This window comes from Streptomyces sp. NPDC050418 (assembly GCF_044458745.1).
Lineage (GTDB): Bacteria > Actinomycetota > Actinomycetes > Streptomycetales > Streptomycetaceae > Streptomyces.
This window is the reverse complement of record NZ_JBITIG010000002.1, coordinates 620,780-634,086: the sequence shown is the minus strand read 5'-3', so window position 1 is coordinate 634,086 and position 13,307 is coordinate 620,780. Positions and strand designations below refer to the sequence as shown.

Below are 13,307 nucleotides of genomic sequence, written 5' to 3'. Positions count from 1 at the left end.
GGCGTGAGCCGAAGGGCCGCCCCATCCCGGGGCGGCCCTTCGGCTCACAAGCCGTGCAGATACGCGGGCAGTTCGATCGCCTCGTCCAGGTCGTCCGACGGGATCGGCGTGCCGTATGTCCGCGACACCGGCACAACCCCCGACCAGTGGGGGAGGCCCATGTCCTCGGGCTCGTCGTTGGGGCCGCCCGTGCGGATCTTCGCCGAGACCTCGGACAGGTCGATCCTGAGCACCGCGGTGGCGGCCAGTTCCTTGCCGTTTGCCGGGCGGGAGTCCGCGGAGCGGCCCTGCACCACGGCGTCGACCAGCGCGTCCAGGGCCATGCGCTTCTCGTCCGGGTCGGTGACCTGGTGGGCGAGGCCGTGCACCACTGCGGAGCGGTAGTTGATCGAGTGGTGGAAGGCCGAACGGGCCAGGACCAGGCCGTCCACGTGGGTCACCGTCAGACAGACCGGCAGCCCCGGGTCGGCCTGTCCGGCCATGCGCAGGGGCCGCGAGCCCGTCGAGCCGTGCACATAGAGGCGCTCGCCGACCCGCGCGTACAGCGTCGGCAGCACCACGGGGGCGCCGTCGCGGACGAAGCCCATGTGGCAGAGGTAGGTCTCGTCGAGTATCGAGTGCACCAGCGCACGGTCGTAGTGCGCCCGCTCCTTGGAACGCGTGGGCACGGTGCGGTCGGTCTTCGCGTACGAGCCCTCGGCGGCGGTGGGCTGCGTCTCGCGGACGTCCTGCTCGGTGGTGTCCGGCGCGGTGCTCATGGCGATCTCCATTGCGGTGTACGTGACGGGCCCTGGTGCGTTCCGCAGGGCTCTGGGTGACCTGCGGGATCCGTATTGCGAACTGGATTGCACTAGTGCATAATCTAGTTTGTGCTAGGAGAGTATCGGATCGAAGGCCGTCGCGCAGCAGAGATTGCGGCCAGTGTCGAGAGCGCGGTGGGCCGCGGTGACCTGGAACCGGGTCAAGTCCTGCCGCCCATGCGGGAGTTGGCGCAGGAGCTGGGTGTCAATCCCAATACGGTCGCGTCCGCGTACCGGACCCTGCGCGAGCGCGGGATCATCGAGACCGCGGGCCGACACGGCAGTCGGGTGCGGTCGCGCCCCGCGAGCACCGCGCGCGACGCGATCCGCGTCGAGGCGTCCGCGGGGGTACGGGACGTCTCGCTGGGCAATCCCGATCCCGCGCTGCTGCCCTCGCTCGCCGGTGCGTTCGCGGCGGCCGCCGCGCACAGTGACGAGCGGCCCGTGATGTACGGGGAGGCCGCGCTCGATCCGGAGCTGCGGGCCCGCGCGCGGGCCGCGTTCGACGCCGACGGGATTCCGGACGGCCCCGTGGCCGTCACCTCGGGCTCCCTCGACGCCATCGAGCGCGTGCTCACCGCGCGGCTGCGGCCGGGCGACGCGGTCGCCGTCGAGGATCCGGGCTGGGGCGCTCTGCTCGACCTGATCCCGGCGATCGGAATGCGCGCGGTGCCGGTGGCGGTCGACGACGAAGGGCCCGAACCCGCCGCGTTCGAGCGCGCGCTGGACGAGGGCGCCCGGGCGGTGATCGTCACCGACCGGGCGCAGAACCCGACAGGTGCGGCGATCACCGCGGCCCGGGCCCGCGCACTGCGCGCCGTCCTGCGCAAGCACCCCTCCGTGCTCCTGATCGAGGACGACCACGGGCACGGCATCGTCGATCTGCCCCTGCACCCGCTGGCCAAGGGCGACGGAAGCTGGGCGCTGGTGCGTTCGGTGGCCAAGGCGTACGGGCCCGATCTGAGGCTCGCGGTCCTCACGGGCGACCCGGTCACGGTCGACCGCGTGCTCGGCCGCCAGCGCCTCGGCCCGGGCTGGGTGAGCCGGATCGTGCAGCGCGCGGTGGTCGAACTGTGGGCGGCCGACGCGGTGGTGCCCGCCGAGGTGTCCGCCACCTATGCGAGGCGCCGTGACGCCCTGATCGCCGCGCTGGAGCGGCGCGGGGTCGCGGCGCGCGGGCGCAGCGGGCTCAACGTGTGGATTCCGGTGGCGGACGAGACGAGTGCGGTGGCGCGCCTGGTGCAGTCCGGCTGGGCGGTCGCGCCGGGCGCACGGTTCCGTATCGCCGCGGCGCCGGGTGTACGGATCACGGTGTCACCGTTGGACGCCTCCGACATCGAGCCGCTGGCGGACGCGGTGGCTTACGCCGTGACCGGAGGGCGAGGTGACGGCGGGCGGACGTTGGCGACCTGAGGGGGTCTCGCCCGGGAGGCTCGGCCCGGGGAGACCCGAGCAGCGTCAGGCCTTCACCCGCGACTGCGTCAACGCCGCCCCCGCCAGCACGATCACCGCACCCACCGGCGTCGACCACGACAGCGACTCGCCGAGCAGGGCGACGCCCGCCGCCGTCGCGATCACCGGGATGAAGTACGTGACCATCTGAGCGGTCGTCGGTCCGACCTCCGCCACAAGGCCGTACTGCAGGAGCACCGCGAGGCCCGTGCCGAGCGCGCCGAGGGCGATGACGGCGAGCAGCGGGACGAGCGGCCAGCTGGTCGGTGCCGAGGTGAACAGGGGGGTGACGAACGCGAGCTGGACGGTCGCGAGCAGCAACTGCGCTCCGGTGAGCGTCAGGTGGGACTCGGTGCGGCCCGCCAGCGTGCGGCGCACGTAGATCCAGCCGATCGGATAGCTCAGCGAGGCCGCGAGCGCCATCGCGGTGCCCGCCGCGTCGATGCCCGCGAAGCCCTGCCAGGCGCCGAGCACCGTGAGCACCCCGAGGAAGCCGAGGCCGAGGCCCGCGACGCGGCGGCGGGTCGGGCGGTCCTCCGAGAGCGCGACCATCGACAGGGCCATGCCCCACAGGGGCGAGGTGGCGTTGCAGATGCCGGCGAGCGTCGACGGGATCGTCAGCTCGGAGTAGGCGAAGAGCGAGAACGGCAGTGCGTTGAGGAAGAACGCGGCGACGGTCAGATGCCCCCAGACCCGCCACCCGCGCGGCAGCCCCTGCCGTCGTACCAGCATCGCCGCCGCCAGCACGAGGGTGCCGAACAGAAGCCGCCCGAACGTCACTTGGAACGGTGCGTACCCGTGCGTCCCCACCTTGATGAGCAGGAAGCTGAAGCCCCAGATCAAGGAGAGCACCGCGAAGCGCAGCCGCCAGTCGAGGCGGCGGCGGTCCGTCGGTGCGCCGCTCGTCGCGGGTGCGCCGGAGGCGGGGGAGTCGGAGGCGGGCCCGGTGCGGGCGCGGGAGGCGGAGACGGTGGCCATGACCCCACGATGGCCCGTCCTGATCTCGTAGCACAAGCGAGATTTCTTACGGAGAATGAATTAGCATCGCTTACATGTCATGGAGGAGCGCGCCAGTGACAGAGAGGCGTGCCGCAGCGGTCGAGGAGGACCCATGCTGAACCTGGAGCGCCTGCGCACCCTCGACGCCCTCGCACGGCACGGCTCGGTGAGCGGGGCGGCCGCCGGGCTGCACGTCACCACGTCCGCCGTGTCCCAGCAGCTCACCAAGCTGGAACGGGAGATCGGGCAGCAGCTCGTCGCGAAGAACGGGCGGGGCGTGCGCCTCACCGACGCGGGCGTACTGCTCGCCGAGCACGCGGCGCGGATCATCTCGCAGGTCGAGTACGCGCAGTCGGACCTGGAGGCACACCGCGGACAGGTCGTCGGCGAGCTGCGGATCGGGGCCTTCCCGACGGCGGCGCGCGGTCTGTTCCCGGGCACGTTCAGCGTCCTGCGCGCGGCGCATCCCGGCCTCGTGGTGCGCTCGCAGGAGCTCGAACCGGCCGACGGCGTACGGGCGGTGGTGCGCGGCGACCTCGATGTGGCCGTCGTCCTCGACTGGTACAACAAGCCGCTGCCCATGCCCGAGGGCCTGGCCAAGGCCTCGCTGCTCGACGACCGGGCGGATGTGGTGCTGCCCGCGGGCCATCCGTACGCGGACCGCGCCGAGCTCGACCTCGAGGAGCTGGCCGAGGACGAGTGGATCTGCTGGCCGGAGGGCGCGTTCTGCCAGGACTGGCTGGTCTACACCCTGCGCTCCAAGGGCGTCGAGCCGCGCATCGGCCACCAGGCCGAGGAGCACTCCACGCAACTCGCGCTGGTCGCCGCCGGGTTGGGCGTCTGCGTCACCCCGCGCCTCGGACGCGGTCAGGCGCCGGACGGTGTGCGCGTGGTGCCGCTCCGCCAGAAGATCGCCCGCCATGTGTACGCGGTGTGGCGCACCGACGCCGACCGCCGCCCCTCGATCAGGGCGGCGGTCGACGCGCTGCGGGAGGCGGGGGAGTCGGCGCCCGCGTAGGGGCTGCCGGACGCGACCTAGCGCAGCTCCGTCAGCTTCCGGAAGTCCCACGAGGCGATCGTCTCGGGCGTGAGCCGCACCCACGCGTGCCGCCCGTCGTGCGGCATCTGGTCCATGCCGAAGTTCTTCGCCGCGAACAGCTCCTCTATCGCGTCCAGTTCGGGGCAGGGGTCGCCGACCCGCGGCGCCTCGCCCACGAACTCCACGCGCCCGGCCAGCTCCACGCCGCGCAGCTCCCCGTAGTCCTCACCCGCGTCCACCACGACCGCGATCCGCTGGTCGGTGCGCAGGTCGGCCCAGCGCTTGCTGCGGGTGATCGAGTACAGCCACAGCGAGGTGCCGTCCCAGGCGAACCACAGGGTGCTGGCGTGCGGTGTGCCGTCCGCGGAGACGGTGGCCACCCGGCAGGTGCGCTGTTCGGCGAGGAAGGCGTCGAGTTCCTCGCGCGTCATCATGATGCGCCGGCCCCTGCGTTGTGTGACGGTCATCCGTGCTCCCCTTCGGGCTTGCGGCTCCATGGTCCGTGCGCGGAGGCCCCGTACGGGGTGCGAGCTCCGTGCGCGAACGCATTGCTGACTCTGCGTCAGAAAATCATGGGGTGTCTTCCGCCGGTACGCAATGGGGGTTACCCTCGCGCCCACTTCGCGCCGCCCGCGGGCCGCGCGCCGGACGACGACGCGCCAGGAGGTCCCATGGCCAGGGAAACGCTCGCCGAGCTGCTCGATCCGGCGACCACCGTCCTGCTCACCAGCGAGTGCCAGCAGGGCGTCGTGGGGGAGGAGAGCGCGCTGCCCGAACTGGCCGAGGAGGCCCGCGGCTCGGGCGCCCTGGTCAATGTCGCGCGGCTGGTGCACGCCGCCCATCTGGCCTCGGTGCAGGTGATGCACGCGGTGGCCGAGCGCAGGCCCGACGGGCGGGGCGCGAGCCACAACGCCCGGCTGTTCAAGGCGGTCTCGCGGCTGCCGGTCCTGCAGATATCGGGCACCAAGGCGGTACGGATCGCACCGCCCATCGAGGTCGCCGAGGAGGACCTGGTGGTGCGGCGGCTGCACGGCCTGTCGCCGATGGCCGGCACCGACGTGGACGCGCTGCTGCGCAACCTCGGCTGCCGCACCCTGATCGTCACGGGGGTCTCCGCGAACGTCGCGATCCCCAACACCGTCTTCGACGCGGTCAACCTGGGCTACCGCGTGGTCGTCCCGCAGGACGCCATTGCCGGCGTGCCGGCGGACTACACGCCGCTGATGATCCGCAACACCCTGGCCCTGGTCTCGACGGTCACCACGACGGAGGAGATCCTCGCGGCCTGGAAGCGCTGAGGCGCGTCCCCCGGCCGGGCATCGCGTGCACGGCCGGGGGCGAGGAACGCGGCTCGCCCCCGGTGCCGGGGTCAGGCCAGCGTGATGGTGTCGCCGTCCACCTTGATCTGCTTCGCGGGCAGCGGCTTCGGGGCAGGGCCGCCCTTGACGCTGCCGTCCTCGATGCTGAACTTCGAGCCGTGGCACGGACAGTTGATGGTGCCGCCCGCCACGTCCTTCACCGTGCAGCCGGAGTGCGTGCACGTGGAGGTGTACGCCTTGAAGTCGCCCGGGGCGGGCTGCACCACGACGACACCCTGGTCCTTGAAGACGGTGCCGCCGCCCTCCGGGATGTCGGACGTCTTGGCGAGCTCCTCGCCACCGCCCCCGCCGCCGCTCGCCCCTTCGGTCGGCTGGTCGGACGCCTCACCCGCGGGCTCCTGGCCGCCGTCCGTGTCACTGCCGCCCCCGTCGTCCGAGCCTCCGCACGCGGTGAGCGCGACCGTCAGGCCGGCGGCACCCACCGCCGAGAAGACGGCGCGCCGTGACGGACAGCCGCACCCTGCCTTCGCCTGCGGCGGCGCCGGCTCGACGACGACGTCCTCGGTCTCCTGCGTAACCGTCATACGGATGACTCCCCTTGAGGGTCCTGCGCCGCGCCGGACGCATGGGCCGGAGCTCGGCCCGTATCGGAATCCTGTCCTCTCGTACGGCCGCGGCCGGGAAGTTGTTCAAAACGGCACCGAAATCTTCGCCCGGCCGGGTGCGTCGGCCGCCCGTGCGGCCGGATAGCTTGGGCGCATGCTCACGGAAGTCTCAGCGACCCGCTATGTCACGCCTCTACGGGAAGGCGGATCGCTCCCCGGACTCGTCGAGGCCGACGATCTCGGGTTGTACGTCATGAAGTTCACGGGCGCGGGCCAGGGCCGCAAGACGCTGGTGGCCGAGGTGGTCTGCGGACAGCTCGCGCGCCGGCTCGGCTTCCGTGCGCCGGGCCTCGTCGGGATCGGGCTCGACCCGGTGATCGGACTGGGGGAGCCCGACCAGGAGGTGCAGGCGCTGCTCAAGTCCAGCGGCGGGCTGAACCTCGGCATGGAGTACCTGTCGGGCGCCATCGGCTTCGATCCGCTCGCCTACGCGGTGCCCGCCGATGAGGCGGGGCGCGTGGTCTGGTTCGACGCGCTGATCAACAACGTCGACCGCTCCTGGCGCAACCCGAACATGATCGTCCACGGCGGCGAGCTGTGGCTGATCGACCACGGCGCGACCATGATCTGGCACCACAACTGGCGCGGCGCCGAGGCCTCGGCCGCGAAGCCGTACGACGCCACCGACCACGCGCTGGCCCCTTTCGGCCCGGACGTGAAGGCCGCGGCGGCCGACCTCGCACCCCTGGTGACCGAGGACCTGCTCATGGCGTGCGCCGCCGACGTACCCGACGCATGGCTCGTCGACGAGCCGGGCTTCGACGGTCCGGACGACGTACGGCGTGCGTACGCGACCACCCTGCTCGGCCGGGTCACCGGCCTGGAGCAGCGCATCACGCTCGGCCCGCGGACCGAGCCGTCGGAGCCGGCCGGCTGGAGGGAGACGCGGTGAGCGCACAGGAAGCGGGACCGAAGGACGCGAGGGGACGGCAGGACGTGCGGGACGTCTTCGAGTACGCGCTGCTGCGGGTCGTCCCGCGAGTGGAGCGCGGGGAGCAGTTCAACGCGGGGGTCGTGGTCTACTGCCGCGCCAAGTCGTACGTCGCGGCCCGCACCCACCTCGACGAGCGCAAGCTGCTCGCGCTCGACCCGGAGGCCGATGTGGCGGGCGTACGGGCCGCGCTGCACGCCGTGGAAGGCGTCTGCGGCGCCGCGGGCCAGGCCGCCGGGGACAGCCCGGGGCAGCGCTTCCGCTGGCTGATCGCGCCCCGCTCGACGGTGGTGCAGCCGGGGCCCGTGCACACGGGACTGACCGCGGATCCCGAGGCGGAGACCGTGCGGCTGCTCGAACTGTTGGTGCGCTGAGGAGAACTGCTCGGGGGCGCTCCGTTCCGTGTTCCGGCGGGCACAACGGGCGTCTCACGCGATGTGATGTGAAGCCCTGGGACCGGTGGGCCGTTGACACCGGGTGCCAGGGCTTCTAGCGTCACATCTGCTGAATACTAAGCGGTCGCTCATGTAGCGCACGGCTCTTCGAGCCCACCGGCTCATGGCGCGGACCGCGGCAGCCGCAGGAGAGCCGCACCCCCGAGGGCGAGGAGAACCAGCATGTCCAGCACCGAGCAGCGCGTCGCCGTAGTCACCGGCGCCGCACGAGGCATTGGCGCGGCGACCGCCGTACGCCTGGCGGCCGAGGGCCGCGCTGTGGCCGTGATCGACCTCGACGAGGCGGCCTGCAAGGACACAGTCGAGACCATCACCGCCGCCGGCGGCAAGGCCATCGCGGTCGGCTGCGACGTCGCCGACGAGGCGCAGGTCGAGGCCGCCATCGCGCGGATCGCCGACGAGCTGGGCGCGCCCACGATCCTGGTGAACAACGCCGGTGTCCTGCGCGACAACCTGCTCTTCAAGATGAGCGCGCTCGACTGGGACACGGTCATGAACGTGCACCTGCGCGGCGCCTTCCTGATGACGAAGGCGTGCCAGAAGCACATGGTCGACGCGGGCTTCGGCCGTGTGGTGAACCTGTCGAGCTCCTCCGCGCTCGGCAACCGCGGCCAGGCCAACTACTCCGCCGCCAAGGCCGGTCTGCAGGGCTTCACGAAGACCCTCGCCAAGGAGCTCGGCAAGTTCGGCATCACCGCCAACGCCGTCGCCCCCGGCTTCATCGTCACCGAGATGACCAAGTCCACCGCCGAGCGCGTGGGCATGGGCTTCGAGGACTTCCAGAACGCGGCCGCCACGATGATCCCGGTCCAGCGCGTCGGCAACCCGGACGACATCGCCAACACCATCGCGTTCTTCACCGGTGAGGCCGCCGGCTTCGTCTCCGGTCAGGTGCTGTACGTGGCCGGCGGGCCGCTCGACTAGGTCTGGGGACTCACGAACATGACAGTTCAGGACAGCGGGAAGGTCGCCCTCATCACGGGCGGCAGCCGCGGCATCGGCTACGGGATCGCCGAGGCGCTCGTCGCCCGCGGCGACCGTGTGTGCATCACGGGCCGTGGTGAGGACGCCCTCAAGGAGGCTGTCGACCGGCTCGGCGCCGACCGGGCGATGTACGTGGCGGGCAAGGCGGCCGACGAGGCCCATCAGGCCGAGACCGTCGAGCGGGTCATGGAGGCGTACGGCCGGGTCGACTTCCTCGTCAACAACGCCGGTACGAACCCGGTGTTCGGCCCGATGGCGGATCTCGACCTCAACGTCGCGCGCAAGGTCTACGAGACCAACGTCATCTCGGCGCTCGGCTTCGCCCAGCGCACCTGGAAGGCCTGGCAGTCCGAGCACGGCGGCGCGATCGTCAACATCGCCTCCGTCGCGGGTGTCGCGCCCTCGCCGTTCATCGGCGCGTACGGCATGAGCAAGGCCGCCATGATCAACCTGACGGTGCAGCTCGCGCACGAGTTCTCGCCGCAGGTCCGCGTCAACGCCATCGCGCCCGCGGTGATCAAGACCAAGTTCGCCGAGGCCCTGTACGAGGGGCGCGAGGCGGAGGCCGCGGCGGCCTACCCGCTGGGCCGGCTCGGTGTGCCGTCGGACATCGGTGGCGCGGCCGCGTTCCTGACGTCCGAACAGTCGGACTGGGTGACCGGTCAGACCCTCGTCGTCGATGGCGGAATCTTTCTCAATGCGGGCGTCGGCTGACGAACCCGCCGTGTCACCGCGTAAGTGACGTACGCGGATAAGCGGAATACCGCTCAAGTGCCCCGCCGTTCCCCCGGGTTGGAACGGCGGGGCGCTGCGGTATGGTCGCCCGACTCTGGCATGTCCGAGCGAGGAGCGTGCACGTGTTCAACCGGGCCTTGAGTCTGCGTACGGCTGCGGCCATGGCGTCCATATCGTTGGTGGCGGGATGTGGACTGGTGTCCTCCGGTGATTCCGAGGAGGAGAAGGCCATCGTCGTCGGTACGACGAGCGCGCCGACCACTCTGGACCCGGCGGCCGCCTGGGACGGCTCATGGGAGCTGTACCGGAACGTCTACCAGACATTGGTGAGCTTCCCCGCGGGCGCCGCGGAGCCGCAGCCCGACGCGGCGGAAAAGTGCCGCTTCACGGATCGGGCGAACCGGACGTACGCCTGTGAACTGCGGGACGACATGAAGTTCTCCGACGGCGACGCCATGAACGCGGCCGCCGTGAAGCACTCCATCGACCGCATCCTCGAGATCGGCGTCAAGGGCGGCCCGAAACCGCTGCTCGGCAGTCTGGAGAAGGTCGAGACCCGGGGCGAGAAGGAGGTGATCTTCCACCTCAAGAAGTCCGACGCGACCTTCCCGTTCGTGCTCGCCACCCCGGCCATGTCGATCGTCGACCCCGACGACTACAAGGCCGACGAGGTCCGCGAAGGGCGGACGATCACCGGCTCGGGCCCGTATCTGATCGAGTCGTACAACGTCGACGGCGACGGACGCCCCGTAGAGGCCGTGCTGGCCGAGAACCCGCACTACAAGGGTGCCGCGGAGCGCAAGAACAGCGCCGTGACCATCAAGTACTTCGCGGACTCGGCCACCATGGTGGAGGCCCTCAAGACGAAGCAGATCGACCTCACGTTCCGCGGTCTCGCCTCGTCCGACATCGTCGATCTCGACGCCGACGCCGGCGAAGGTCTCCAGATCACCGAGGGCGCCGGCATGGAGATCCGCTACCTCGTCTTCACCGAGAAGGACCGCTGGACGCGCAATCCCGCCGTCCGCAAGGCGGTCGCGCAGCTGATCGACCGCGCGGAGATCAGCCACGACGTGTACGAGGGCACGGTCGAGCCGCTGTACTCGATGGTCCCGAAGGGCGTCACGGGCCACACCGCGGGCTTCTTCGACGCGTTCGGCAAGCCGGACGCAGCGAAGGCCAAGGAGATCCTCACCAAGGCCGGCATCTTCCAGAAGGTGCCGCTGACGCTCTGGTACACGACCGACCGCTACGGGTCGGGGACCAAGCAGGAGTTCGAGGAGATCAAGCGGCAGCTGGACAAGTCGGGGCTCTTCGAGGTGACGCTCAAGGGCCGGCCCTGGAAGACCTACGAACAGGGCTACAAGGACGGCGAGTACCCGGTCTTCGGTCGTGGCTGGTTCCCCGACTTCCCGGACCCGGACAACTTCATCGCACCGTTCGTCGGCAAGGACAACGCGCTCAGCACGCCGTACCTGTCGCCGGAGATCACCGACGAGCTGCTGCCCGAGTCGCGGCGCGAGAGCGACCGCAGCGCGGTCGACGACGCCTTCGAGCGCGCCCAGGACATCTTCGTGGACGACGCGCGGCTGCTGCCGCTGTGGCAGGGCAAGCAGTACATCGCGGCGAGCGAGGAGATCGCGGGCAGCGAGCAGGCGCTCGACCCCTCGACGATCATGATGATGTGGCAGCTGGAGCGGAAGACCAGCTGGTAGCGGCCGCTTGCGGGACGGGCGGCGTGGGCGTTGTCAGTGGGCGCCGGTAGGTTCTTGGATGTGCGCAAGGGACGGCTGTGAACGGCCGGTTCACCGCGCACAGTCGCAAGTGACCGCACACCGGAGGTTGTTGACGTGACGGACCAGGCCTACGCCGCTCTGCTCCCCGAATCCTGGCGTGGCGTGCTCGGTGAGGAGCTCGACAAGCCCTACTTCAAGGAGCTCGTCGAGTTCGTGGAGGAGGAGCGCGCCAACGGGCCGGTGTTCCCGCCGCGCGACGAGGTCTTCGCCGCGCTCGAGGCGACGCCGTACGACAAGGTGAAGGTCCTGGTCCTCGGCCAGGACCCGTACCACGGTGAGGGGCAGGGCCACGGTCTGTGCTTCTCGGTGCGGCCGGGTGTGAAGACCCCGCCGTCCCTGCGGAACATCTACAAGGAGATGCAGGCCGAGCTCGGCACGCCCATCCCGGACAACGGGTATCTGATGCCGTGGGCCGAGCAGGGTGTCCTGCTGCTCAACGCGGTCCTGACGGTGCGCTCCGGCGAGGCGAACTCGCACAAGGGCAAGGGCTGGGAGAAGTTCACGGACGCGGTGATCAGCGCGGTGGCCTCGCGCCCGGACCCGTCGGTGTTCGTGCTCTGGGGGAACTACGCGCAGAAGAAGCTCCCTCTCATCGACGAGTCGAAGCACATCGTCGTCAAGGGCGCGCACCCGTCCCCGCTCTCGGCCAAGCGCTTCTTCGGCTCGCAGCCGTTCACGCAGATCAACAAGGCGATCGAGGCGCAGGGGCACGACGCGGTGGACTGGACGATTCCGAATCTGGGCTGAGCCGGCGCGCAGGCGGTGACGGACGGGCTCGTCACCGCCTCCGCGAAGGCATCGGCGAGCCGCGCTCGCGTGGGACGCGATTGTCAGCGGTGGCGGATAGCGTCGTCATCAGTTGATCGTCATACGAGCACGGAGGACCACGTGGCCGACCAGCACGAGCAGACGACGGCCGACCCGGTCATGGCACGCGCCGGGCAGGCCGTCATGCTGCACCACGGCGGGGACCGCGAGGAGGCCCGAGAGCGGCTCCTCGCGCTGTGGGTGGAGGTCGGTGAGGACGGCGACGCGCTGCACCGCTGCACCATCGCGCACTACATGGCGGACACACAGGACGATCCGGCCGATGAGCTGGCCTGGGATCTGCGGGCCCTGACGGCGGCGGACAGTCTCACCGACGAGCGGGTGGACGGCCACCACCAGGGCCTCGCGGTCCGCGGGTTCTACCCTTCGCTCCACCTGAACCTCGCGGCGGACTACCGCAAGCTCGGGCGCGACGACGAGGCGCGTGCGCATCTGGCGTCGGCGCGTGAGTCGCTGGGGGCGCTCGGCGACGACTCGTACGGGGACGGGATCCGGGCGGCTGTGGAGCGGTTGGGCCGGCAGTTGGGGGTCTGAGTGGGCTGAGGGGTCTGAGTGGGCTGAGGGCGCTGAGTGGTCGGGGGACAGCGGCGGACCGAACGCTTCGGTCCGCCTTCCCGGGCGCCCGCCTCAGCCGCCGTACACCTCGCGACAGGTCTTCGCCTGAGGGCTGTCGGCCGGCCAGCCGCCGTACTGCTCGCCCAGGCCGCACAGATCCGCCGACTTTCCCGCGCCGGGGATGACGGCCGGCGGCTTCGCGTGCGGCCGGGCGGGGCGGGTGTCGGGCGCGCGGCCCTGCCGCCGGGTGGATCCGGTGCCGGGTCCTTGCCCGGCACCCGTGTCGGAACCTCGTACGGAATCGCCCCCCGAACCGGGCCCGGCGCCCGGAGCGCGCGTCCCGGCGGGCGCCGAGGGTTCGGCCGCGGAGCGCTCCTTCTCGTGGATGCGCTGGAGCGCCTCGTGGGCCGGAGCCTGCACGATCTGCGGCTCCGCGTTGCCCTTCGCCGCGGGTGCCGAAGCGGGTCCGGAGGGGGTGGCGGGCGGTGTGGCGGTGGGCTTGACCGCCACACAGCCGGAGACGGCCGTGACCGTGAGGGAGACGAGCAGCGCGGCTCGGGTCGTTCGATGCACCCGCGCAACTCTGGTGCTTCGGAAGCGTTTTGGGGAGGGCAAAGCCGCAGGTTGCCCCGCATGGGTGAAGCGTGCGGGGCGTCGGCCGGAGCGCACCACGCGCTGATCGCGACGGTCTCACGACTCGGCCCCGAACCTCCTGCCGCGGAGCCTCGCGACCGTCGCGGACGGGCGTC

Annotated in this window: 15 protein-coding genes; 10 read left to right on the top strand and 5 right to left on the bottom strand. The window is 71.2% G+C overall.

Features of this window, described 5'->3' with window-relative positions:
- Window positions 1-44 precede the first annotated feature (44 nt).
- Complete coding sequence (locus ACIBI4_RS07200; protein ID WP_399202619.1) at window positions 45-758, bottom strand: pyridoxamine 5'-phosphate oxidase family protein; 714 nt, start codon at window positions 756-758, stop codon at window positions 45-47.
- Between the two features lie 111 nt (window positions 759-869).
- On the opposite strand from ACIBI4_RS07200, the gene ACIBI4_RS07195 reads away from it, so the two are divergent.
- Window positions 870-2,213 (top strand): aminotransferase class I/II-fold pyridoxal phosphate-dependent enzyme, encoded by a 1,344-nt coding sequence (locus ACIBI4_RS07195; protein ID WP_399202618.1) that lies wholly within the window; start codon window positions 870-872, stop codon window positions 2,211-2,213.
- A 45-nt stretch (window positions 2,214-2,258) separates the two neighbouring features.
- Here ACIBI4_RS07195 and ACIBI4_RS07190 read toward each other — a convergent pair whose 3' ends face one another.
- Window positions 2,259-3,230: a DMT family transporter gene (locus ACIBI4_RS07190; protein WP_399202617.1), complete on the bottom strand. Its 972-nt coding sequence runs from the start codon at window positions 3,228-3,230 to the stop codon at window positions 2,259-2,261.
- Window positions 3,231-3,363: 133 nt separating this feature from the next.
- Between ACIBI4_RS07190 and ACIBI4_RS07185 the strand changes: the two genes are divergently transcribed.
- Complete coding sequence (locus tag ACIBI4_RS07185) at window positions 3,364-4,269, top strand: LysR family transcriptional regulator (protein ID WP_399202616.1); 906 nt, start codon at window positions 3,364-3,366, stop codon at window positions 4,267-4,269.
- Window positions 4,270-4,286: 17 nt separating this feature from the next.
- Here the strand turns inward: ACIBI4_RS07185 and ACIBI4_RS07180 are convergent, their stop codons facing one another.
- Complete coding sequence (locus ACIBI4_RS07180) at window positions 4,287-4,757, bottom strand: pyridoxamine 5'-phosphate oxidase family protein (protein ID WP_399202615.1); 471 nt, start codon at window positions 4,755-4,757, stop codon at window positions 4,287-4,289.
- 204 nt (window positions 4,758-4,961) lie between these two features.
- Here ACIBI4_RS07180 and ACIBI4_RS07175 point away from each other — a divergent pair, with 204 nt between their 5' ends.
- Entirely contained in the window at window positions 4,962-5,588 is a 627-nt protein-coding gene (locus ACIBI4_RS07175) for a cysteine hydrolase (RefSeq protein WP_399202614.1), read from the top strand.
- Between the two features lie 71 nt (window positions 5,589-5,659).
- On the opposite strand, the gene ACIBI4_RS07170 is transcribed toward ACIBI4_RS07175, so the two are convergent.
- Window positions 5,660-6,193: a Rieske (2Fe-2S) protein gene (locus ACIBI4_RS07170; RefSeq protein ID WP_399202613.1), complete on the bottom strand. Its 534-nt coding sequence runs from the start codon at window positions 6,191-6,193 to the stop codon at window positions 5,660-5,662.
- A 175-nt stretch (window positions 6,194-6,368) separates the two neighbouring features.
- On the opposite strand from ACIBI4_RS07170, the gene ACIBI4_RS07165 reads away from it, so the two are divergent.
- The 7 genes from ACIBI4_RS07165 (at window position 6,369) to ACIBI4_RS07135 (ending at window position 12,537) form a co-directional block, all read left to right on the top strand.
- Window positions 6,369-7,166 (top strand): HipA family kinase, encoded by a 798-nt coding sequence (locus ACIBI4_RS07165; protein WP_399202612.1) that lies wholly within the window; start codon window positions 6,369-6,371, stop codon window positions 7,164-7,166.
- The gene (locus tag ACIBI4_RS07160) at window positions 7,163-7,579 is read left to right on the top strand and encodes a DUF3037 domain-containing protein (RefSeq protein WP_399202611.1); all 417 of its coding nucleotides are present in this window, start codon (window positions 7,163-7,165) and stop codon (window positions 7,577-7,579) included. The genes ACIBI4_RS07165 and ACIBI4_RS07160 overlap by 4 nt, the downstream gene beginning before the upstream one ends.
- Before the next feature lie 243 nt (window positions 7,580-7,822).
- Complete coding sequence (gene fabG / locus ACIBI4_RS07155; protein ID WP_399202610.1) at window positions 7,823-8,584, top strand: 3-oxoacyl-ACP reductase FabG; 762 nt, start codon at window positions 7,823-7,825, stop codon at window positions 8,582-8,584.
- Window positions 8,585-8,602: 18 nt separating this feature from the next.
- On the top strand, window positions 8,603-9,358 hold the full coding sequence (locus ACIBI4_RS07150) for an SDR family oxidoreductase (protein ID WP_399202609.1): 756 nt from the start codon (window positions 8,603-8,605) through the stop codon (window positions 9,356-9,358).
- Between the two features lie 143 nt (window positions 9,359-9,501).
- Complete coding sequence (locus tag ACIBI4_RS07145; protein WP_399202608.1) at window positions 9,502-11,094, top strand: ABC transporter substrate-binding protein; 1,593 nt, start codon at window positions 9,502-9,504, stop codon at window positions 11,092-11,094.
- 135 nt (window positions 11,095-11,229) lie between these two features.
- Complete coding sequence (locus ACIBI4_RS07140; RefSeq protein ID WP_399202607.1) at window positions 11,230-11,922, top strand: uracil-DNA glycosylase; 693 nt, start codon at window positions 11,230-11,232, stop codon at window positions 11,920-11,922.
- Window positions 11,923-12,063: 141 nt separating this feature from the next.
- Complete coding sequence (locus tag ACIBI4_RS07135) at window positions 12,064-12,537, top strand: hypothetical protein (RefSeq protein ID WP_399202606.1); 474 nt, start codon at window positions 12,064-12,066, stop codon at window positions 12,535-12,537.
- A gap of 93 nt (window positions 12,538-12,630) precedes the next feature.
- Here the strand turns inward: ACIBI4_RS07135 and ACIBI4_RS07130 are convergent, their stop codons facing one another.
- Window positions 12,631-13,131: a hypothetical protein gene (locus ACIBI4_RS07130; protein ID WP_399202605.1), complete on the bottom strand. Its 501-nt coding sequence runs from the start codon at window positions 13,129-13,131 to the stop codon at window positions 12,631-12,633.
- Between the last annotated feature and the right edge of the window lie 176 nt (window positions 13,132-13,307).